Origin of the sequence: Kribbella lupini (genome assembly GCF_039529595.1) — a bacterium.
In the GTDB taxonomy this organism is placed as follows: domain Bacteria; phylum Actinomycetota; class Actinomycetes; order Propionibacteriales; family Kribbellaceae; genus Kribbella; species Kribbella lupini.
In genome coordinates this window covers 1,857,088-1,880,487 of the sequence record NZ_BAAANC010000002.1, presented here as the reverse complement: position 1 = coordinate 1,880,487, position 23,400 = coordinate 1,857,088, and the positions used below count along the sequence as shown (strand labels likewise).

The following is a 23,400-nucleotide window of genomic DNA, read 5'->3' as shown; positions in this document are numbered from 1 at the left end:
GAGAAGTTTTCCTGCCGCCGCACTGAACCTCGGAGCGCTCCCGTACGTGGACAGTCGGAGGGCCACTTCAGCTGGAGGAGGGTTGCGATGCCACGGCCGGGAGACTGGGACGCGATCGGCCTCGGCGGCGACCCCACGCCCGGGGACCCCGAGAAGATCAAGGCCCTGGCCGACGGCCTGCAGAAGATGGGCGGCAAGGCGCGGGAGATCATCACCGCGATCGAGGCCGTGATGAACAAGAACTCCGACAGCGTCTTCGTCGGCAAGACCGCGGACGCGCTGCGCGGCAAGGTGGACGGCCGGTTGCGCGGGCACGTCGAGGACGTGGCGTCCGCGTTCGAGACCTCGGCCCAGGCGCTGCGGGACTGGCGTGAGGTCGTGATCTCGCAGCAGAGCAAGGCCGACGCCGCCCTGGCGGCCGGGCGCGGGCTGGCCGAGGACGACCCGAACCGTGACACCCACAAGGAAACCGCCCGCTCGGCCGGCGAGTACCAGTCCGACCAGGCCTCGGGGTTCGCCGGCAAGATCAACGGCGTCGCCGACATCCAGCTGCCGATCTCGGAGTGCGAGGCGTTCTGGGAGGCGTTCAAGTGGCTGGCGATCATCCTGATCATCCCGGCGCTGATCTTCGGTGGCCCGATCGCGCTGATCGCGCTGGGCGTCAACCTGGCGCTGTTCATCAAGACCATCGTCGACGTCGCCAAGGGTGACGCGAACTTCCTCGACCTGTTCCTGGCCGGCCTCGGCCTGATCGCGCCGACCACCAAGGCGCTGCCGATCTTCAGCATCGTCAAGGCGGTCGGCAAGGGCATCGGCGCCGGCGTGAAGGGCATCACCCAGGGCATCAAGAACATCTTCAGCGGGACCTTCTCGTTCAAGGGCCTGCTGGGCGGGCTCAAGGGCCTGACCGCGATCGGCACGCTGGCGATCACCGAGACCGGCCTGCACGTGATCAAGAACCTGCGGAACTTCCCGATCGTCGCGGCGAACTTCACCAGCAACTTCGGCAAGATCGCGCTGAACGGGATCAGCAGGCTGACCACCTCGATCGCCGCCATCCCGCCGGCGCTGGGCCGCGGGTTCTCGGCGATCGGCAACGGCCTGAAGACCGGCCTGACCGGGACCTGGAACTTCACCAAGGCGCACTTCGGCAACCTGCAGTGGACCCGGATCTTCCTGCCGGTCGCCGCCGACGAGATCCGCGCCTTCAAGGCGCTCGGGCTGACCAACTTCCAGGCCTTCACCCAGGCGCTCAAGGTCGGCGTGATCGGGCGCGGCGTGCTCGGCAAGGACGTCTTCGGCCTGCCGATGAAGATCGCCCCATTGCGCGGGATCAGCGGCGCCCCGATCGACACCGGCGGCAACGGCGGCTTCTGGAAGAGCTTCCAGCAGCAGCTGGTGGACCCGATCCGGATGGAACCGCTGCACATCAAGATGCCGGACACCGCGATCGGCGCCGGCTTCCGCGGCGGCAACATCACGTCGCAACTCCCCGACCTGATCCCGCTCAAGGCCGGTGACTTCGGCAAGACGGTGGCGCCGACCCTCACCACGCCGGGCGGCCTGGAGATCCCGGGCAACGCCGGGATGCACATCCCGGCCGTCCCACCGGCCACAGTCATCGGTACGGCGGGCATCAACACCCCGTCGCTCCCGTCGACCGCGCTCGGCACCGTGTCGCCGCCGCTGCCCAACGTCGCGGTCAAGCCGATCGACGTCGCCACCGGCGCGACGCCGCCGACCGTGCAGGTCAACAACGTGGCGCTCGGCAGCATCGGCGTCGGCAGCCTCCCGTCGCCGCACGTCAACAACGTTGCCATCGGCACCACCGGGGCCAACGCCATCCCGACGCCGCACATCGGTACGCCGGAGGTCGGCTCGGTCCACCTCAGCGGCACCAACGTGCAGCCGCCCGCGATCAACGTCAGCTCCCTGCACGTGTCCAACCCGCAGGGCTCGACCACTCTGAACGACCTGGCCGGCTCCTCGATCCGGAACAACCCGCCGACCGTCTCGCCACACCTCGGCCACCAGATCTTCGACGGCGCGGCCAACGGCTTCCAGGCCGGTCAGATCCGGTCGATCGCCCACGAGCTCTTCAACGCTCCCGGCGGCCCGACCTTCAACGCGGCCCACACGGTGTCGGCGCAGGGCCTCGACCGGGTCCACGCCGCGCTCGACCTGGTGCACAACCCGAACGTGACGACCCAGGGCGTCACCCCGCCAGGGGTCCCGACCGCGAAGGGCGCGGGGGACGCGCACGTCACCCCGAGCCTGGCCGGCTCCGACCTCAAGACTCCGCCCCCGGCCACGACGAAGGTCGACAACCCGGGTCTGGCCGGCTCCCAGAACGCGCCGGTCGTCCCGACCGTGAACGTGCAGCCGGTCGCCGTACCGCAGCGCGCCGTCGACCTGAACATCCAGCCGACCACCGTGCACGCCGGCGGCCAGAACGGCGTGACGCCGCCGGCCGCACTGAAGCAGGACCTGCCGGCCAACGCCGGTTCCAACCAGCCGACGCCGACCATCCTGGTCGGCGACAAGCCGCTGCCGGTCAGTCCGGCGCCGGTCCAGAACCTCGGCCAGGCCGGCGTACCGGGCCACGCGCCGGTGCAGGCGCTCGAGACCCACCTGGTCCCGGTGACGCCGCGACCCGTTCACGACCCCGGCTACTCGCTGGCCAAGGGCGCCGACATCGCCACCTCGGGCATCGGCACCAACACGATCGCCAGCCGGGCCGAGATCACCCTCAACGGCATCCCGGACCGTCCGGACGTCATCGTGAAGGTCACCCGGACCGAGGGCGGCGTCAGCAACTACCACCTGTACGGCGGCGGCCCGAGCGGCCGGATGGACGTGCTGCCGGGCGGCACCATCCGGTTCACCGACACCGCAACCGGCAACAGCATCCGGTTCGACGCCAACGGCCTCAAGCTCGACGAGGGACTGCGGCTGACCAAGGCCGACGGCATGCTGCGGCCGGACGACCACATCGTGATCCCGGCGGGAGCGGGGGGCGACATCCGCGTCACCACGGTTGCCGGTGACGCCGTACCGGACGGAGTGACGGTCCGGCAGCTCGACACCGGTCAGATCCAGGTGATCGACCAGAAGGGCGTCCGGACGGTCTACACCGCGCAGGGCAAGTTCGAGAGTCAGTCGCTCGGTGGGACCTGGGAGAACGACCTCGCGGCCAAGGCCGGCGTGTTCCGCAAGCCGGGCGACACCGACGCCGTCGTCACCGCGAAGATGGACGACTTCGGGCAGGTCCTGCGGGCCCAGGCCAAGTACGACGCCGCGGCCGACAACGTCGCGGTCAACGGCTTGCGGATCGACGGTCCCTCGACCGGCCCGTCGGTCGGCGACAAGGCGCACGTCAACCTGCAGGCGGCCGAGACCGACCTGAACGTGGCGAAGGCCGAGTTCGCGGGCAAGCACGGAATGGATGCCGACGGCATCAAGCAGCAGCTCGACCACCTGACGCTGGAGTCGCTGAAGGAACGGCCGCGACTGCTCGGCGGCATGGACGGGTCGGCCGCTCCACCGCCACCTCCGCCGCCTCCGCCGGTCCGGAACCTCGCGCCGCCCCCGCCGCCACCGCCCGCCGTACTGCAGCGTGCCGACGGGCCGAGCGTGTCCGCGGTCGGCCGGCCGATCGACGTCCCGGCGCCGAAGTTCGGCAAGGAGTTCGACAGCGCGTCGTTCGGGCACGAGAGCGAGCTGCGCGGGTTCGTCGTGGCGATGCCGGAGGGCACCGGCCGGGTCTTCGCGTTCGTCAAGCGGGTCGACACCGGCGACCCGCTGATCATGGTCACCAAGGACATGAGCAACGGCGCCTACCGGGCGCCGGAGGGGATGCCGCCGGTCGCCGGCAAGTGGAACACCCACACCGTCGAGCTGGTCAGCTACCCGGGCAGGATCGGCGACGACGCCGGCGCCAAGCTCGGCGACGACGCCGCGAACTTCCTGCTCGACACGTTCAAGAAGCAGCTGAACGACGCGAACCACCAGCCGATGAAGGTGGTGACCAGTCCCGACGGGCGCTTCGAGCTGCACATCACCAACCACAAGCACGTCATTGCCGGAGGCAACGGACTCGGCCTGGACGACGTCGGCTCGGTGCAGATGCCGCCGACCGGGCAGCAGATCACCGTCGGCGTGAAGGCGTCGGAATTCGGCAGCGGCGCGAGCAACGAGCTGCGGCTGCTGGCCGACAACCCCTGGTACAAGGCGGAGTTCCGCAACGACGGCGCGCTGGCCGCGATCAAGGGCAGTCTCGACGACCCGGCCGCCGTCGAGGGCTCGTACGCGTACCTGAAGTCGATCATGACCTTCACCGGCAAGCAGGTCGAGAAGCACGGCATCGCCATCGGCGAGTACCCCGGCGGCGTGCCGCACCGCGGCCTGACCGACCCGGCGGTGAAGAACGACTGGGGCGTGCTGCCGCGGACCCAGCCGAAGGTCGTGCTCGAGACGCTGACCAACGCCGACCGGCTCGCGACGCTGAAGCTGCTGCGTGACCTGCCGACGCCCGCGGGCGGCAACGACTTCGCCTGGACGCAGGTCAAGGCGTACATCCTCGGTGGTGGCGAGGTCGCCGGGCACGGCATCAACGACGCGGTGATCGCCGGCGAGAAGGCGCTGCTGTTCGAGTTCCGCGAGGTCCCGGACGGGCTGAAGAGCCTGGTGCCGCACCAGAAGGCCCCGCCCGTCTCGGTGACCGGCAGCCTGAACGACCTGGGCGCCGGGCGCCCGCAGGCGGTCCGGGACATCAACACGTTCGTCCGCGATCCAGGCCGGTCCAACGCGTTCGGCGACTGGTACCGCGGCACCTTCCCGGACAAGGCGGACTGGTCCACCACCAAGATCCTGAACGTCTCCACGGCGCAGCAGAAAGCCGATTGGGTGGTCGCGAGCCATCCGGAGAAGTGGGCCGACATCACCGGTACGCCGGCCCCGCGGCCGCCGGACGACCTCGGCGGATCCGTGCCCGTCGACGTCAAGGGCAAGGGCCGCGCGGTCGACGCGCACCCCGGCATCCAGGGCACTGCGGCCGACGACGTGCTGCTCGACCCGCTGAAGGAACTGCCGCGGCCGGTCCGGCCGAACACCCAGTCGTTCAGCGACGCCTGGGAGACCGACCTCGCGATCAAGACCACCGTGTTCCGCAAGGCCGGTGACACCGACGCGACGTTCAACGGCCGGATCGCCGACTTCCGCGAGGTCCAGGTCGCGCAGACCAACGTCAAGGTCGCCCTGCAGGACCTGGCCGCGGGCGGGCACCGGATCGACGGCTCGTCGACCGGTCCGGCGGTGGGCACCGACCTCGGGGCCGGGCTGCAGCGGGCCCAGAACGAGTTGCACACGGCAACGGTGACGTTCGAGGCCAAGCACGGGATGAAGGTCGACGCGCTCCAGCAGCAGCTGGACGACCTGGTGACGGACTCGCTCAAGGACCGCCCGCGCCTGCTCGGTGCCGGAGGCAAGGAAGTCGTCGTCCCCGGCGGCGGCGTCACGTTCAGCTTCGACGGGACGCGGGCCAACTTCATGGGCGCGCGGGCGGGCGAGTACGACAGCGTGCTGACCGGCAGCACGCTGAAGGTGTCCAGCGACGACGGGCTGCGGACGCTGACGTTCCAGCTCAACCGCCGTACCGGTGAGCCGATGCTGATGGCCGACGAGCTGGTGCTCGGGCCTGGTGGCGGCGCGGGCGGTCAGCGGTTGACGACGGAGATCAGCCTCGGGCTCCCGGAGAACGCGATGATCCCGGACGCCCACGGCGGCCGGGTCCCCGTCAGCTTCTCCAGCTCCACCGGCGAGTTCCGGGTGCCGGGCTCGCAGGGGCCGGAGTTCTACGACCGGGCCGGGAACTTCCTGCGGGTCGAGCCGGGGGTCGCCGGTCCGCGGCCGGATCTGCAGCTGCCGAGCCGGCTGGACGGGGACGAGCTCGGCCAGGCGCAGTGGACGGCGCAGGTCGACCTCTCGCGGACGCACATGGCCGCGATGGACGAGGTCGACGGCGTTCGCGCGATGATGCTCAAGACCCGCGAGGGAGCGTTCACCAACCAGCGGTACTTCGGCGGCTTCGTCGACCCGGACGTCCTGCGCGGCAGCGGCGCCGAGCGGTTGATCGGGGACGTCGACGACTTCAACCGGATCGCCGACGACCTGCTCGGCCAGGGACCGGTCGGCCCGACGAAGGTCTACCGCGGCGTGAAGCTCGACGCCGACGCGGCGACGGCGGACGAGTTCGTCGAGCGGCTGCCGATCTCCACCTCGAGCACCTGGGACTTCCAGCCGGGCGCGTGGTCCAAGAGCGCGACCGCGCCCCAGAACCGGGTCGTGTTCGAGATCGAGGTCCCGCCGACGCACGGCAAGCTGGCGATGTCCTACCCGGAGGGCTACCACCCGGGCGCCGGCGAGGTACGCGCGCTGAACCAGGAGCAATTCGAGGTGACGCTGTCGCCGACGATCCTCAAGCGGACCGGCGACTCGTTCCAGAAGGACGGGCTGACCGTCATCCCGGTCCGGGCCGAGCAGATCAGGCCGTACGACGTCGAGGAGCTGATTCTCGAACGCTGGGACGGGCTCTCAGGGAAGCAGGCCTTCGACCAGTTCGCGGCGGCCTTCGACCAGGTGCCGCTGCGCAAGTTCTCGACCATGGCCGACGTCACCGCGACGTCGAAGCTGAGCGACAACGGCCTCGTGAACACGATCACCGTCAGCAAGCCGGGCTTCGCCGGGAACGACCTGACCATCACGGTCACCCGGTCCGGCGACTCGGTGACCGTGACCACCACCGCGGACGGCGTCACCAGCGCCCGGGGCACCTGGACCGGCGACGAGTTCGGCCACCTGGCGACCGACCTGCGGGCCGGCACCCTGTACGACAACGACCTGTTCGTCGGGATGTCGAAACCCGCTGCCTGGAACCAGCAGCCGTCGTTCAATCCGCAGTGGGAGCAGGACCTCGCGGCCAAGATGCAGGTCGTGCGGCAACCGGGCGACACCGACGCGATGGTCGACGTCCGGATGGAGGACATCGCGCGGCTGCAGCAGACGCAGACGAACCTGCAGCGCGCCGAGCACGACTTCGACCTGCACGGCGGCCGCACCGACGGGCCGGCGTCCGACCTCCCGGTCGGCGAGCAGGTCCGGATCGACCTGGACGCGGCCCGCGCGGACCTGGAGGCCGCGAAGACCAGCTTCAAGCGCAAGCACGACGTCGAGTTCGACGACGTCGCGAGCACGATCGACAAGCTGCCGAAGCGGCCCAAGCTCGACGGCGCCGGACGGTCCTTCGAGGTTCCCGGCGGCGGCGTCTCGTACGAGGTCAGCGGTACGACGGTGACGTTCCAGGGCAGCCGAGCGGACTCGTTCACCGGCTCGGTCAACGGCCGTGAAGTGACCGTGACGGAGCTCGGCGCCGGCGGCGACGCGGTCCGCGGCTGGACGTTCCGGCTGGGCTTCGGCCGGCCGAACCTGATCGGCCAGAGCTTCCACCTCGCCGACGGCCCGCTGGCCGGGCGCTTCGGCTCGGCGACCGGGATGGCGGGCAAGCTGGACGGCGTACTGGACGGCGGCCTGCCGTTGAAGGTCACCGGTGACGACATCGTGGTCGCGGCGCCCGGCGGCGTCTTCAAGTACGACCGGAGCGGCACCTTCCAGGGCCCGGTCGCGCACGCGGGCGACAGCCTCGGCCGGCCGGTGCCGCCGCCGGACGTGAGCGACGCGACCCGTTGGTCCGCGCAGGCCGACCAGTCCCGGACGCACCTCGGCGAAGCCGCGGTGAACAAGCAGGTCGAGAACTTGATGAAGGACGTGATGGGTGGCTCCTTCACGTCGAAGCGCGGCTACGACGGCTTCGTGAACCCGGGCGCCCTGGCCGACGGGACGCTGGTCAACAAGGTCCGCACGTTCCACTCGGTGACGCAGGACCTGCTGACCAAAGGCCCGGCCGACAACATCACCGTGTACCGCGGGGTGTCGATGGACCCGGCCGCGGCGAAGGCAGCGACCTTCACCGAGCGGCTGCCGATCTCCACCTCGAGCACGCTGAAGTTCCAGGACGAGTGGGCCAAGAACGGTGTCCTGAGCAACCGGGTCGTCTTCGAGATCGACGTACCGCCGGCGCACGGCAAGCTCGCGATGTCCTACCCCGACGGCTACCAGCGCGGCGCCGGCGAGGCGCGGGCCTGGAACCAGGACCAGTTCGAGATCACCCTCGCCCCGACGACACTGGTTCGCAACGGCGACGTCCGGGTCGAGAACGGGATGACGATCATCCCGGTCAGGGCCGAGCAGATCCCGCCGTCGCTGTACGACGAGGTGATCACCGCCAAGTGGTCCGGGCTGTCGTCCGAGGTCGCCTTCGACGACTTCGCCCGGGCCTTCTCCGTCGACGGCCTGCGCAAGTTCGACGGGATGGCCGACGTGACGGCCCACTCGACGCTCAGCGCCGATGGCTTGGTCCGCACGATCACTGTCAGCAAGCCGGGCGTGGGCGAGCAGCTGGTGATCACCGTGACCCGCGAGGGCGACTCGGTGCGAGTCACCACCGGCCAGTTGCACGGTGACATGATCTTCGACCAGGCGTGGAGCAAGGCCGAGTTCGCGCACATCGCGACCGACCTGCGGGGCGGCGTACTGCACAACAGCGAGCAGTTCGCCGGGCGGATCGAGCCGGCCGCGTGGAAGAACGCGGCGGAGCCGCAGCCGATCGGGCAGGTCTGGGACGCCGAGAACGCGGCCCGGGTGGACCTGTTCCGCCGGGCCGGGGACACCGACGCGGACCTGACCACCCGGATCGACGACTTCTCCAAGGTCCAGAAGGCGTACGACGACTACCGCGCGGCCGGCGCGAACTACGACAAGTTCGGCGGCCGCGCCGACGGGTCGTCCCGCGGTCCGTCGGTCGGCGACAGCGCGCTGCAGGACCTGCGGGCGACGTACGACCAGTTCACGGCGGCCAAGCAGCTGTTCGAGTCGAACCACCCAGGGCTGCAGTTCGACGTACTGCGGGGGCAGCTGGACGACCTGCTCGCGACGTCGATCAAGGACCGGCCGCGACTCGTCGGCGGCGCACCCTCGCGCACGGTCGGCGGCCCGTCGGCGCGGATGAACCCGATGGCCGACACGACTCTCAAGACGCACGACCTGCCCAGCGACGTACGGATCACCGTGCAGGGCAGCACGGTCACGTCGGTCGACGTACCGCGCGGCGGCCTGATCGAGGTCCAGAACTCCGGCACCTCGGTGACGGTGACCAAGCTGACGCCCCAGGGCAACGTCGCGCACACCTGGGAGTACCAGCCGATGCGCCGCGGCGGGCTGCGCCTGACCGGCGAGTCCCTGCAGCTGGACGGCAACGCCTTCCACGGGCAGTGGCTGCGGATGACCGACGAGGGCTTCACCGGCAACCTGTACGCCGGAACGATCGACGACCTCGGCGGCGCCCGCTGGCCGGTGAAGGCGAACGGCGACACGATCTCGATCGCCTCGCCGGGCGGCGCGCTGCAGTACGACCGTGCGACCGGCGCGTTCCGTGGTCTGGACGAGGGCCTCACGGCGAACGCGCCGACACCGGTGGCGACGCACCTCACCGACCCGGTCGAGGCGCAGCGCTGGGCCGACTCGGTCCAGCTGTCCCGGACACACCTGAGCGCGGCGGCCGCTGACGACTCGATCCGCACGCTGATGGACGACGTCGCGAGCGGTTCCTTCACGTCGCACCGCGGCTACGGCGGGTACGTCGACCTGTCGATGACGGACGCCGACGACCTGATCAGCAAGGTCGACGACTTCGTCACCACCGCGGGCCAGGCGGCGTTCCACGGGCCGAACCCCCGCGTCACCCTGTACCGCGGGATGTCGCTCGACCCGGTCGCCGCGCAGGCCGACGAGTTCGTCGAGCGGCTCCCGTCGTCGACGTCGAACGGGATGGACTTCCAGCGCACCTGGGCCGAGAACGGCGTCAAGGGCAACCGGGTCGTGTTCGAGATCGACGTCCCGCCGCAGCACACCAAGCTGGCGATGGCCTACCCGGAGCGCTACACGCCGGGCGCCGGGGACGCGCGCGCGGTGAACCAGAGCCAGTACGAGGTGACGCTCGCGCCGACCACGCTGATCCGGACCGGCGAGAACCGGGTCCTCGACGATCTGACGATCATCCCCGTCCGCGCCGAGCAGCTGCCGCCGTCCCGGTACGACGAACTGATCCGCGAGGAGTGGACCGGTCTGCCCTCGGGGACCGCCTTCGACGACTTCGCGAAGGCGCTGTCGACCGACGGGCTGCGCAAGTTCCAGGGCCTGACCGACGTGGACGCGACGTCGGCGGTCAGTGTGGACCGCCTGACCAACGTGATCAAGGTGACGAAGCCGGGGACCGCCGACGAGCTGGTCATCACTGTGACCCGGAACGTCGACGCGGACTCGGTCTCCGTCGTCGCTCGGTTCAACGGCGAGCGCTTCTTCGGCGGGTCGTGGAGCGGGTCGGACTTCGGCCGGATCGCGACCGACCTGCGGGCCGGCGTACTGCACAACAGCGACGTGTTCGCGGGCAAGCTGCAGCCGCTGGCCTGGCGGCGGATGCCGGAGCCGGCCGGGCAGTCGTTCGCCGACGACGCCGTGGCGCACACGAACCTGTTCCGGCGTACGGGCGACTCGGACCTGGCGGTCGCGCAGCGGATGCACGACTTCAAGGCCGTCCAGAAGGCGTACGACGAGTACGTCGCGGCCGGCAAGGCCGGCGACACCTTCGCCGGGCGGACCGACGGGCCGTCGTCCGGGTTGTCGATGGGCCAGCGGGCGGACCTGAACCTGCAGCTCGCGCAGCAGCGGTTCGACGCGGTCAAGGACGCCTTCCAGACCAAGCACCTGATGTCGGCCGACGACCTGCTGCGCAAGCTGGACGAGCTGCGGATCGACTCGCTGAGGGACCGGCCGCGGATCGTCGCGAAAGGCCGGCCGAAGACCGCCGACGTCCCGGGGGCCGGGCTGAAGGTGACGCTCGGGGACGACGGCGTCTCGCTGACCGGCGCGACGGACGGCTTCCGGACGGGGATGACCCCGGACGGCCTCGTCGCCGTGCACCGTCTGACCGCCGACGGCTACGGGCACGCGCAGAGCTGGCTGTTCAAGCCGTTCATGGGCCGGCTCGTCCACGTCGGCGACGGGTTCCCGCTGGTCAACGGCGCCTTCGACGGCCGCTCGGTGATGATCACGCTGAACAAGGGCGTGCCGGAGTCCGGCCAGGTCGTCGACTCACTCGGCCACCCGTGGCCGGTGAAGCTCACCGACGACAGCCTGGTGATCGCGACGCCGGACGGTCCGCAGGTCTACAGCCGGACGGGGACGTTCCAGGCGCCGCACCCGACCACGACCCAGCTGAGCCCGGCGGCGCTGCCGGAGGGGTTCACCGGCGACGCCGCGCGCTGGACCAACGCCGTCGACACGTCCCGCCTGCACCTGACCGAGGCGCTCGACAAGACCAGCGGCGTGCACGCGCTGATCCGCAAGGTCCAGACCGGCGCGTTCACCGGCAAGCGCGGGTACGGCGGCTTCGTGAAGACCGCGTCGGACGACCTGATCAAGGACACGCTGCACTTCGACCAGGTCACCAAGGAGCTGCTCTTCAAGGGCCCGGACCGGCCGATGACGCTGTACCGCAGCGTCGACATGGACCGGGCGACCGCGCAGGCGACCGAGTTCGTCGAGCGGCTGCCGAGCTCGACCTCGCAGGACCTCGCGTTCCAGGTCGAGTGGACCCGCAAGGGCCTGCCGGAGAACACCTACGTGTTCGAGATCGACGTACCGGCCGGGCACGGCAAGCTCGCGATGTCGTACCCGCCCGGGTACACCAAGCTCGACGCCGACCCGCCCCCGCTGAACCAGGCGCAGTCCGAGGTCACGCTCGCGCCGACGAAGCTTGTCCGAACAGGCCCGGACAAGGACGTTCTGGTCGACGGGGTGACGCTCAAGGTGATCCCGGTCGAGGCGGTCCAGATCCCGGCCGACAAGCTGCGCCAGTTCATCCGCGAGCCGTGGCAGGGGATGCCGACGGCCACGGCGTACGACGATCTGGTGCGGGCCTTCGACGAGCGGTCGATCGCGAACTGGCACGGGTACAAGTACGCCGAGGTGCACACGGCGAAGAGTGCCGACGGCAACGTCACGACACTGACCATGAGCCGGCCGGGCTCGACCGACCAGCTCGCCGTCACGATCACCCGCGACGTCACCGACGACACCGTGGCGGTGAAGTTCACCGGCGGCGGCCGGGAGATCACCAAGGGCCCGTGGCAACCGACCGACCTCGGAGACATCGCGGCCAAGCTGCGCAGCACGATCCTGCACGACAGCGACGAGTTCGCCCCGATGCCGCGACCCGCGTCGTGGCCGCAGGACACGGTCGAGGTCAGGATCCAGCAGCTGCCCGGCGACGTCACGGTCAAGGTCGAGAACAAGGGCCTGACCACCACCCACGAGCTGCTGACCCAGAACCCGGGCACCAAGCTGGAATCCCTGCCAGGCGGTCACTTCCAGGTCGGTGAGGGCAGCAAGGCGTACCGGTACGACGCGTCCGGCGCGCTGGTCGCCGAGATCACCGACCTCGACCCGCTCGGCGCCGGTCAGCTCGGCTCGCGGATCACCCGCGGCCAGGACGGCACGATCACCTGGACCGATCCGCACGGTACGCCGGTCGCCACCCCGCATCGCGCGACGATCGATGCCCACGGCAACATCAAGATCGAGCTCACGCCGAACGGCAGCCCGCGCAACGGTGAGTACCACCAGTACTCGCCGACCGGGCAGCTCACCGAACAGGGCTTCCGGGTCGTCGACAACGGGCGCTCGACGATCTACTCGTACGTCGTCGACCGGGTCAACAACACTTGGAGCCGCAGCGGCGGCGTGATGGACGACGTCACCACCGGCGGGTTCCTGCACGGCAAGGTCGAGGTGACCGGTGTCGGCAACGGCAACATCAAGCTGCTCAGCTCGACGGCCAAGGAGGTCCAGGTCTTCGAGCGGCGCTTCCTGCCGGGCGGCACGATCCTGGACAGCTTCCGCCGGACCGACACGCTCGGCTTCGGCACGTTCGAACGGCGGACCACCTGGGCGACGTACGACGCCACGGGGGGAATGTCGAACTGGGGCAAGCGCGAGTTCGACACCGGCGGCTTCTCCTGGCGCGACGTGGACCACAACGGCCGGGCCGTGCACCACTACCAGCAGGGCCTGCAGAAGTACGACAACCCGATCGCCGAGCAACTCACGCCGATGGGCAAGGCCGAGAAGGAGATCCCCGGCCACGTGCTGGCCGTCCGCGGCGCCGGCAACACCTGGACCTGGAGCCGGTACGACGCCGACGGCGGCCTGGTCGCCTCCGGCTCGCGGACCTGGGAGAAGGTCGGCGACGGCTTCACCGACCGGGTCCGGATCGGTACCCAGGACGAGATCGCCCAGCAGAAGTGGGGCAGCTTCAACGGCGTCGACACCGCTCGCCGGTACCAGGAGTTCAAGCTCGAGGTCGACGCCGGCGTCGTCACCCGGTCCGGCGAGTTCGACGTCCGGGGCACGGGTGACAAATCGATCGGCAGCGGGAAGAAGCTGGACAGCGGTGAGATCCTGTCGGCGAGCCGGGTCGGTGAGCAGCGACCGCCGGTGTGGTTCCGCGAGTTGGTGCAGGACAACAACCGGACCTTCGACGGCTTCACCTCGCACCTCGCGAAGGACCCGCAGTACCAGATCCACCGCTGGGAGACTTCCGATGCTGCAGGCAACAATCGCGGGGTCCGGTATCAGGCCGGCGACGAGTCGTTCGTCGACGTGGACATGGCCGGGAACTTCGTCCGGTTCGAGGGCAAGCTGCACGACGGCAGCAAGCTGAAGGTCGGCGACCAGGTCAAGCCGCCGGAGACCGCGCTGCCCAACCTGAACGGCCGGACGGCGAAGGCGTGGGACAACGAGACCTCGCGCGGCTGGCGGGTGTTCGACAGCAACAACAACACTTGGGAGGACTTCGTCCAGCTCCCCGGTCCGAGCCGTCCCGGTCAGGGCCCGGACTGGGTGCTCGTCCGCAAGAGCGAGCCGGGCGGTCAGGTCCGCGAGTTCCCCGAGCCGGGCAACACCAAGGTCTGGTACCAGCGGGACCCGCACGGCAACCTGGTCGGCGAGCAGCACCTGGCGCCCGGCGTACGGGGGAATCAGCCGCAGCGCTACATCCAGTCGAACGGACCGGCCGACTCGTCGGCGTGGACCTGGCGTGAGCTGGACGTCAACGGCGCCCCGACCGGCAGCCACGGCGACCGGTTCCACTTCAAGGGCTCCCGCGAGGAGTCGATCAGCTGGGACAACTCGTTCCGCGACTTCGATGCCCGCGGCAACCTGATCCGCGACCGGCACATGCTGGACGAGGGCCGGTACGTCGAGTCCTGGAAGTCGGCGAACCACAACTGGCACAGTGCCGAGTTCGACAAGTTCGGTCAGCGCGTCGACGCCGCGATGACGTTCGACCGGCGCTGGGGGACGGGCGACGGTCGCTGGTCGCCGCGCTGGAGCCCGAACGCCAGGTTCCACGCGGACTTCCAGCCCGGTACGCCGCTGATGACGCGGCAGCTGCGGTTCGAGACGCCGCAGCACGTGGGCGACGGGCGGCCGGCTCGCGTTCGCGAGTACCAGGTGGACGCGGTGACCAAGGTGAGCGACCGGGCGCAGTGGAAGGAGTTCGACTTCGACAAGATCGTCCGGGAGCGGGTCAAGTCCGGCGACAACTTCCTGGAGACCGACAAGATCCACGGTCAGTGGAAGCTGTGGGACGACACCGGCGCGGTGGTCGGCGAGCGGTCCCAGAACGGCCTGGTCTTCGAGCTGCGCGGCGGCCGGCTGCGGCTGACCGGCAACGAGTACGACTTCCGCGGCGCGATGACCGAGTTCCGCGGCTGGAACTCGCGGATCGGCGACGCCCAGCGGCAGCCGTGGCTGATGCACTCGGACTGGACGATCGACCCGAAGGCGCTCCGGCCGGGTGGCAGCGCGGGCCGGATGGAAGCCAACTACGCGTCGTACAGCCGGGCGCTGGTCCAGAAGATGCTGCTCACCGCGTCGACCGAGTTCGTGCTCGACTACGCGGCCAGCGTGATCATCCTGGCGATCATCGCGGACGCGCAGAACAAGCCGTTCACCGGCACCGACGCGCTCAAGGCGCTGATGAACGCCGCCGTCGGGACGACGCTGCGCACGGTGGCCGGGACCGCGCTGACCGAGACCAGGCTCGGCGGCTCGCTGCGCGACCTGAAGTCCACGATGGGCAACCTGGACAGCGGCAAGCTGGTCACCAACCGGCCGACCAACAACAACGCCAGCTGGGGGGTGGAGTGGGCCGGTCAGACCAGCTCCCTCAAGTGGCGCGGCGGGACCTTCGACTACAGCCTCGGCATGCTGCTTCTGCCGCTGACCGGCTTCGTGAACGGCACGATGAACGCGGCGATTTTCGGCGTCACCGGGCCGGACGGCAAGCCGGTCAAGCTCACCGGCTGGCAGGCGATGGCCGAGGGTGGGATGTCGGTCGCGACCGGGTACGCGGTGGCCAACAGCCTCGGCATGCTGCGCACGATCGGGATGGGCTTCGGCGCCGGGCGGTACTTCCAGAAGGGCGGGATCGCCGACATCGCGGCCGGGTTCGGGCTCAAGTTCTTCGAGAAGGGGCTGGCGATCGCCTTCCTCGGACCGGCGATCCGGGCCTCGATGGACCCCGCGTGGTCGCGGCCGCTGGTGCTTCCGCCCAGTGTTAACGTGCCACCGCCGCAGCTGACCACATCGGGTCTGGTGCTGCCACCGGGTGTACAAGGAGTTCAGTGACTACGAGGTATGTGGCCCCCAAGGGCGGACGCGGGACCTTCCGGCGGATCTCCGACGCGGTCAAGGCCGCGAGCCCGGGCGACGTCGTCCTGATCGCCGCCGGCCGGTACGACGAGCAGGTCGTGCTGGACCGGTCGCTGGCGCTGGTCTCCGAGCAGGGCCGCGGCAGCGTCGAGGTGGTCGGCGTCGCCGGCAGCGGTGAACCGGCGATCGTCGCCGAGGGCCTCGAGTGCGCGCTGCGCGGCCTGGTGGTCGGTGCCGCCGACGACAGTGGGACGCCGGCGATCGGGATCGCGCCGGGCGCCGGGCTCCTGCTCGAGGACTGCCTGGTCACCGGCAGCCGGATCCATGCCCGCGGCAACGAAGGCGGCCCGAGCCAGGACCTGACCGGGTACGGCGTGACGACGGTCCTGGTCCGCCGGTCGGCGCTGAGCGACGGCCGGCTGGCCGCGATGCACCTGTCCGGCCGGGTCCGCGCGCGGATCGAGGACTCCAGCATCGACAAGATCGACGGCATCGGCGTCGTGCTGTCCGGCGGAGCGCAGATCGAGGCGGAGCGGCTCCGGATGACGTCCACCGCGGGCTACGGCTTCCGCTCGCGCGGCGGCGGCAAGGTGACGATCACCGACTCGGTGCTGCGGAAGACCGGCATGGCCGGCGTACTGCTAGAGGACAGCTCCACCGGCGTACTGACCGAGGTGTCGATCGACTCGTCCGGCGCTGCTGGGGTGCACGCGACCGGGTCCGCGCATGCGGAGCTGACCGACTGCCGGATCCGTACGGCGAAAGCGAGCGCGCTGGTCGTCCAGGACCAGGCCGAGCTGACCGCGAAGGGCTGCACGGTCTCCGACTCCGGAGCGAACGGGCTGCTGATCTCCGACGCGGCCGAGGCGACGCTGAGCGACACGCGGTTCGACCGTTCGGCGTACAGCGCTCTGCACCTCACCGGTACGACGACCGTCCGGCTGGCCGACTGCCTGATCCGCGGCGGCAACGAGCACGGCGTGCACGCGACGAGCGCGTCGCGGGTCGAGCTGGAGGCCTGCGGGATCACCGACGTCGGTCTGACCGCGCTGTCCGTGGTCGACGACGCCGTACTGCGGGCCGAGGACTGCCGGATCACCGGCGGCTCGGTCGGCGTGCACCTGGAGTCGAGCTCCGTGACGAGCCTGGACGCGTGCTCGGTGACCGGGACGAGTGGGACCGGGATCGAGCTGTCCGGCGCCGGGATGGTGCGGATGGACGCGATCCGTGTCAGCCGGACGAAGGCGGCCGGGATCGTTGTCGGCTCCGGCGCGAGTGCCGAGGTCGCGGGCAGCACGATCGAGAAGTGCGAGGGCTCGGGCCTGGTCGTGTGGTCCGGCGTCGCGCCGACCGTGACCGGCCTGCGGGTGACCGGCGTGGCCAAGAACGGGATCTTCCTCGCGGAGAAGGCGGCCGGGACGTACATCGACTGCGACGTGGTCGGCACGCAGTACCCGGCGCTGCACCTCAGCGCGGGCTGCTCGCCGGTACTGCGGCACGTGCGGATCCGAGACTGCGCCGGAGCCGCCGGGCAGGACGACGGCGCGAACCCGGTGTTCGAGGACTGCACGATCGACGGGGCGCCGATGGCCCCTGCCGCGGCGCCTGCCGTGAGCGCGGCGGCCGCGGCGAACGATCCGGCCGTCGTACCGGTGTCTGCTTTGGTGGAGAGCGCGCCGCCGGAGGACGAGCTGCTGGAGGACGTGCTCGCCGAGCTCGAGGAGCAGGTCGGCCTCGATCGGGTGAAGCGTGACGTCCAGTCGATGGTGAAGCTGATGCAGACCGTCCGGATGCGGCAGGAGGCCGGGCTGCCGGCGCCGCCGCTGAGTCGGCACCTGGTGTTCGCGGGCAACCCTGGTACGGGCAAGACGACGGTCGCGCGGCTGTACGGGCGGGTGCTGAAGGCGCTGGGGCTGCTGCGCAAGGGTCATCTGATCGAGGTCGACCGGACCGCGCTGGTCGGCGAGTACGTCGGCCACACGGGTCCGAAGACGACGGCCGCGATCAACCAGGCGCTCGGTGGGGTGCTGTTCATCGACGAGGCCTACTCGCTGGCGCCGGTCGGGATCGGCAACGACTTCGGCACCGAGGCGATCGCGACGCTGGTCAAGATGATGGAGGACCACCGCGAGGACCTGGTCGTGATCGTGGCCGGCTACGTCAACGACATGGGCCGCTTCATCGGGTCGAACCCCGGTCTGTCGTCGCGGTTCACCCGCACGATGCTGTTCGACGACTACACCTCGGACGAGCTGGTGCGGATCTTCGAGTACCACGCGGGCGAGCACCAGTACCAGCTGAGCGGCGACGCCCGGGCCGCGCTGACCCACCTGTTCGAGGTGATGCCGCGCGACGAGGGGTTCGGCAACGGACGGACCGCGCGGCAGATGTTCCAGCAGATGACCGAACGTCAGGCCCACCGCCTGGCCGAGCTCACGGCCCCGACCGCCGAACAGCTCAGCTCCCTGGAAGCCGCGGACATCCCGCAGAGCTATTAACAGAAAATTATGAGAAGTGAGCTGCTGACAGTGTGAAGTGAGGCGCTTACTCTCAGGCGTATGACTCTTTCCCGCCGTGGACTGCTCGCCGGAACCGGTGCGATCCTCGCCGCCGGTGCCGTCGGAGCGCCCGCCTCCGCCCACCCCGCCCGAACCACCGCGCTGCCCGCCACCAAGCGGTTCACGATGAGCGCGACCACCAACGAGTTCTTCCGCCACAAGCCGCTGTGGGGCCCGACCGTCATGCAGTCGATGGCCTTCGACACCCCGAACAACCGGATCTTCACCGCCCAGCTGCGCTCCGGCACCGAGGCCAACAGCGGCACGCTGACGCTCAGCCGGCTGGACTTCTCCGGGACCGTGCTCGGGCACATGTACCTGACCGGGTTCGGGCACGGCGTCTCGATCGGCGCGCAGGGCGTCGGCAGTACGTCGTACCTGTGGACCGAGACCGACGTCGACACCGCCAACGGGCGTGGCCGGCAGATCTGCCGCTTCCCGTGGCAGAACGGCGCCACGCTGACCAAGGACTCGGCCTCGCTGACCAAGTGGAAGCCGGTCGCGAACGGGTCGGTGTTCACTCCCGCCGTCGACCAGCGGTACGGGCGGCTCGGCGTACGGCACTCGCTGTCGGACGGGATGCACATCAACGTCTACTCGCTGGCCGCCGCGCAGGCCGGTGACTACAGCAACGTCCTGGCCAGCTTCAAGCAGCCGGCCCTCACACCCGGGATCGACTTCCAGGGCTGGGCGCTCTACGGCTCGTACTGCTACTTCTGGGAGGGCGAGGCCTACCCGGGGGAGCCGGACGAGACCAAGGCCAACTCGAAGCTGTGGTGCTACGACATCAACCAGGGCAAGATCGTCGACTCGTTCCTCACGCTGGCCGGCAAGAGCCTGACCTACCGCGAGGCCGAGGGGATGGCCGTGTACGGCGCCACCGACGCGACCGCGCGGCTCTACTTCGGCTTCGCCTCCGGCGTCACCGGCGATCGCCGGGCGAACTTCTTCTACCGCAACGACCTGGTCTGAGGACTACTGGGCGACGCCGTACAGGCGGTCGCCGGCGTCGCCCAGGCCCGGGACGATGTAGCCCTTCTCGTTCAGGTGCGAGTCCATGCCGGCGATCACCAGCGTGCACGGGACGTTCAGGTCGGCCAGCTCGCGCTCGATCCGCTCGACGCCTTCCGGCGCGGCCAGCAGACAGATCGCGGTGATGTGGTCGGCGCCGCGGTCGACCAGGAACTGGATCGCCACCGCCAGGGTGCCGCCGGTGGCCAGCATCGGGTCGAGCACGTAGCACTGACGGCCGTGCAGGTCCTCCGGCAGCCGTTCGGCGTACGTCGAGGCAGTCAGGGTCTCCTCGTTGCGGATCATCCCGAGGAACCCGACCTCGGCCGTCGGCAGCAGCCGGGACATCCCCTCGAGCATGCCCAGACCGGCCCGCAGGATCGGTACGACGAGCGGCTTCGGCGAGGTCAGCTTGATCCCCTCCGCCTCAGCGACCGGGGTCTGGACGGTGATCGGACCGGTCCGGACGTCCCGGGTCGCTTCGTAGGCGAGCAGCGTGACCAGTTCCTCGGTCAGCCGCCGGAACGTCGGCGAGTCGGTGGTCTGGTCCCGCAGCGTGGTGAGCTTGTGGGCGACGAGCGGGTGGTCCACGACGAGGATCTGCATGGCCGGAACGCTACCGTCGGCGATTCGTCTCGGGAAACCGCCGCCACCGCTACGATTTTCGTGCAGTCGATTTTGGTTTGTCCCGCCCGCCCCAGGGCACCGACCTCAACCGACCGGACGGACGTGCGCCGTGACGGAAAACACCGGTAAGTCGCCCGAGCAGCTCGACCGCCTGCGCCGCCGCGCCGCCTTCCTGCGTGAGCTCGAGGAGGCCAAGGCGCTGCGCGACCGGATCGCCCCGCGCCGGGCCCGCGTCCGCCAGATCCGCGCCGCGATGCGGCGCGCGACGTACCACCACTAACTTTCCGGGCCCGGCGCGCATCTGGTTGAGCAACCGATCTCTGCTCAGGAGGATGCGCGCCATGCGTCGACGTCTCGCAGTACTCGCCGCTCTGGCGCTGGTCACCGTCGGACTGCCCCAGGCCGCCGTCGCGGCCGTCGCCGACGACTGTCTCGCCGCGCCACCCCAGATCAGCCGGGACACCATGCCGGTCGAGACGATCGTGCTCAACTCGCTCGAGCTGCTGCCGATCGAGATGCACGCGTTCTACCCGCAGGACTGCACCGGGATGGTCGCGCACGTGCGGAAGAAGGACGGCTCGCGGCAGCAGACGGTCGCGCTGGTCCACGAGGGCGGCCGAGGCATGCCGCCGAGCTGGACCTGGTACGGGTTCCTCCCGCTGACCGCGGGGACCGGTGAGGGCGACTGGATGATCACCAAGGTCACGCACGGCGCGAACGTGCTGGAGACCGACGTCGCGTTCCACGTGTACCGCGGGAGCGTGCTCACCCTCGACCAGCCGGCCCGGACCAGCGGCACCGCCCGTACGACGCTGTCGGGACGGCTGCTCCGGTACTCGACCAGAGGCGTGCCCGTCCCGGCCGTGAACGCGACCGTGCAGCTGCGGCACCTGACGCAGGGCACGGTGATCGCGACCGTGCGGACCGATGCCACCGGGCGGTTCCGGACCACCGTCGCGTTCACGCAGAACACGTTCCTGTGGGCGTACACGCCGGCCAGCGGCAACTACGTCGCGCAGTCCACCGGCTACGTGAACGCGCACAAGCTGATCGCGATGAGCTACCTGACCGCGCTGCCCACGGCGAAGGTGAACGGCTGGTGGAAGGTCTCCGGTTCGGCGTACCCGGGCCGGTTGCACGCGGATCTCCAGGTGTTCAACGGCACCGCCTGGGTCACGACGCCGTCGTACGGACCGATCCCGGCCAACGGTGTGTACTCGCGCTACTGGAAGCCGACGAAGGCCGGGACCTACCGGCTCCGGGTGTGGGTCCACGGCGAGCGGCTGGACAACTCCCCGTCCCGCGAGGTCAGCGTCAAGGTGTCCTGAAACTTTCGCGCGCCGGTGCGCATCGAGCTGGATGAGGGGAACCGGACGGAGGGAACGGCCATGCGTCGATCAGTTGTGCTGCTGGTGTTGCTGCTGGTCGGGGTGGTCGGTCTGACTGGTCCGGCCGAGGCGGCGGGGGACGAGTGCGTCAAGGCGCCGGTGGTGGGGTTGCCTCGCGGGGAGATCGCGGAGGTGAGCACCGGTGAGATCGCTCATCCGATCGGTGTCCGGGTGGCCGGCGACTGGCTGGACTGCAGCGGGTTGCAGATCTCGGTGCAGAAGACGGACGGGTCGATGGCCCGCACGCTGCTGCTGGACAAGAACGGCGAGTCCGGCGCGCCCGAACCGCCGGTTTTCTGGAAGTACGGCGACCTGTGATCCCGCTGGCCAACGGGCCCGGGGAGTGGGTGGTCACCAAGGTCAGCCGCGCCTCGACCGTGCTGCTCACCAGCGTCCGGTTCCGGGTGTACCGCGCCGATGTCTTCACGCTGGAGCCGCCGGTCCGGACCAGTGGGCTGGCCCGGACCCCGATCACCGGGGTCGCGAAGGGTTACACCGCCACCGGAGCTCTGGCGCCGCGGGCCGGTCTCCGCGTGACGATCACCAACGACGCGGGCACGCAGCAGCTCGGCACGGCGACGACGGATTCGACCGGGCGGTTCCGGCTGAGCGCTCTGTTCACGCAGAACGGTGCTGTCCGCGCGCAGTTCGCGGCCGTCGGCGACTACCGCGAGCACTCCCTGTCGAACAGCTGGCAGCCGGTCCACAAGCTGCTGGCGATGAGCTACCTGACGTACGCGCCGACCGCTCGCGTGAACACCGGCTGGACGGTCTCCGGCACGGTCGTACCCGGCCGCCTCTGGTCGTCGCTGCAGATCTGGGACGGCAAGGTGTGGCAGGGCTCCGGCTCGGCCAACTACGTCGCGGCCAACGGCACCTACCAGCGCTACTGGACGCCCACCAAGGCCGGCACCTACCGCCTCCGAGTACTTGCCTCCGGCCCCCTCTTGGACAACAGCCCGTGGAGCCGCGAGCTGACTCTGAAGGTCGTCCGATGAACCGCCGCAGCCACCTGGTCGCAGCGCTCACCGCAGCGGCTCTGGTCGCAGTCACCGGTACCTCGTACGCCGGAAGCCTGGCCGACGACTCGTGCCTGCGGGCGCAGCCGATGCAGAGCTACGGCGGAGATCCGGAACCGGCGACGCTCACCACCGCGGCTCTGCGCGTGCCGGTCGAGATCGAGGCCGACCCCTCCTGTGAGGGCATGACCATCACCGTGCAGCGGCCGGACGGATCGCAGCGCGTGGTCGTGCCGCTGACCGAGAAGGTCCACAACGAGTGGCCGACGATCGACACCCGGACGGGCTTCCTCGCCGTGCCGCTCGCCACCGGCGCCGGTCAGTGGGTGATGACCAAGGTGACTCACGGGGCCAACGAGATCGTCACCAACGTGTCGTTCCGGGTGACGCGAGGTGCGACGCTCACGCTCGAGCAGCCGGCGCGGACCAGCGGTGCGGCGAAGACGGTGGTCACCGGGGTGGCCAGGCGCTACAGCCCGGCAGGTGTCCTGCTCCCGGCGTCCGGAGTGAGCCTGCGGATCATGAACTCGTCGACCGTCCTGGCCACCGCCCGGACTGACGCGAACGGCCGCTACACGGCCCAGCTCGCGCTGCGACAGGCCACGGAACTGACCGCGAGGATGCCGGCCACCGGTGACTACATCGACGTGGCCACCGCGCCGGTCGTCGCCCACAAGCTACTGTCGATGAGCTACCTGACGGCCTCGAAGACCGGGACCGTCAACAACTGGTGGAAGGTGAGCGGCACGGCCTTCCCGGCACCGCTGTTCACCACGCTCGACGTGTGGAACGGCTCGGCCTGGGAGACGACGTAATCCTTCGGCGACACCGCCGCCAACGGCTCGTACACGCGGTACTGGAAGCCCGACCGGCCCGGCACGTTCCGGCTGCGGGTCAGCGTCTCCGGCGGCG

Annotated in this window: 9 protein-coding genes; 8 read left to right on the top strand and 1 reads right to left on the bottom strand. The window is 70.0% G+C overall.

What is annotated here, in order from left to right; all coding sequences use genetic code 11:
- Positions 1-87 precede the first annotated feature (87 nt).
- Genes ABD235_RS22200 through ABD235_RS22190 form a run of 3 tightly spaced genes read left to right on the top strand, consistent with a single transcriptional unit; the run spans position 88 to position 19,415 of the window.
- Entirely contained in the window at positions 88-15,861 is a 15,774-nt protein-coding gene (locus ABD235_RS22200) for an actin cross-linking domain-containing toxin (RefSeq protein WP_344177022.1), read from the top strand.
- Positions 15,858-18,383, top strand: coding sequence for a right-handed parallel beta-helix repeat-containing protein (locus ABD235_RS22195; protein WP_344177020.1), 2,526 nt, complete (start codon positions 15,858-15,860; stop codon positions 18,381-18,383). The genes ABD235_RS22200 and ABD235_RS22195 overlap by 4 nt, the downstream gene beginning before the upstream one ends.
- A 60-nt stretch (positions 18,384-18,443) precedes the next feature.
- The gene (locus tag ABD235_RS22190; protein WP_344177018.1) at positions 18,444-19,415 is read left to right on the top strand and encodes a phage baseplate protein; all 972 of its coding nucleotides are present in this window, start codon (positions 18,444-18,446) and stop codon (positions 19,413-19,415) included.
- 3 nt (positions 19,416-19,418) lie between these two features.
- Here ABD235_RS22190 and upp read toward each other — a convergent pair whose 3' ends face one another.
- The gene (gene upp / locus ABD235_RS22185; RefSeq protein WP_344177015.1) at positions 19,419-20,060 is read right to left on the bottom strand and encodes a uracil phosphoribosyltransferase; all 642 of its coding nucleotides are present in this window, start codon (positions 20,058-20,060) and stop codon (positions 19,419-19,421) included.
- 130 nt (positions 20,061-20,190) lie between these two features.
- Between upp and ABD235_RS22180 the strand changes: the two genes are divergently transcribed.
- The 5 genes from ABD235_RS22180 (at position 20,191) to ABD235_RS22160 (ending at position 23,303) form a co-directional block, all read left to right on the top strand.
- Positions 20,191-20,361: a hypothetical protein gene (locus ABD235_RS22180; RefSeq protein WP_344177013.1), complete on the top strand. Its 171-nt coding sequence runs from the start codon at positions 20,191-20,193 to the stop codon at positions 20,359-20,361.
- Positions 20,362-20,422: 61 nt separating this feature from the next.
- On the top strand, positions 20,423-21,409 hold the full coding sequence (locus ABD235_RS22175) for a hypothetical protein (RefSeq protein WP_344177011.1): 987 nt from the start codon (positions 20,423-20,425) through the stop codon (positions 21,407-21,409).
- Between the two features lie 60 nt (positions 21,410-21,469).
- On the top strand, positions 21,470-21,787 hold the full coding sequence (locus ABD235_RS22170) for a hypothetical protein (RefSeq protein ID WP_344177009.1): 318 nt from the start codon (positions 21,470-21,472) through the stop codon (positions 21,785-21,787).
- Positions 21,784-22,467: a hypothetical protein gene (locus ABD235_RS22165; RefSeq protein ID WP_344177007.1), complete on the top strand. Its 684-nt coding sequence runs from the start codon at positions 21,784-21,786 to the stop codon at positions 22,465-22,467. Before ABD235_RS22170 ends, ABD235_RS22165 begins: the two co-directional genes overlap by 4 nt.
- Complete coding sequence (locus tag ABD235_RS22160; RefSeq protein WP_344177005.1) at positions 22,464-23,303, top strand: hypothetical protein; 840 nt, start codon at positions 22,464-22,466, stop codon at positions 23,301-23,303. Before ABD235_RS22165 ends, ABD235_RS22160 begins: the two co-directional genes overlap by 4 nt.
- Positions 23,304-23,400: the final 97 nt, after the last annotated feature.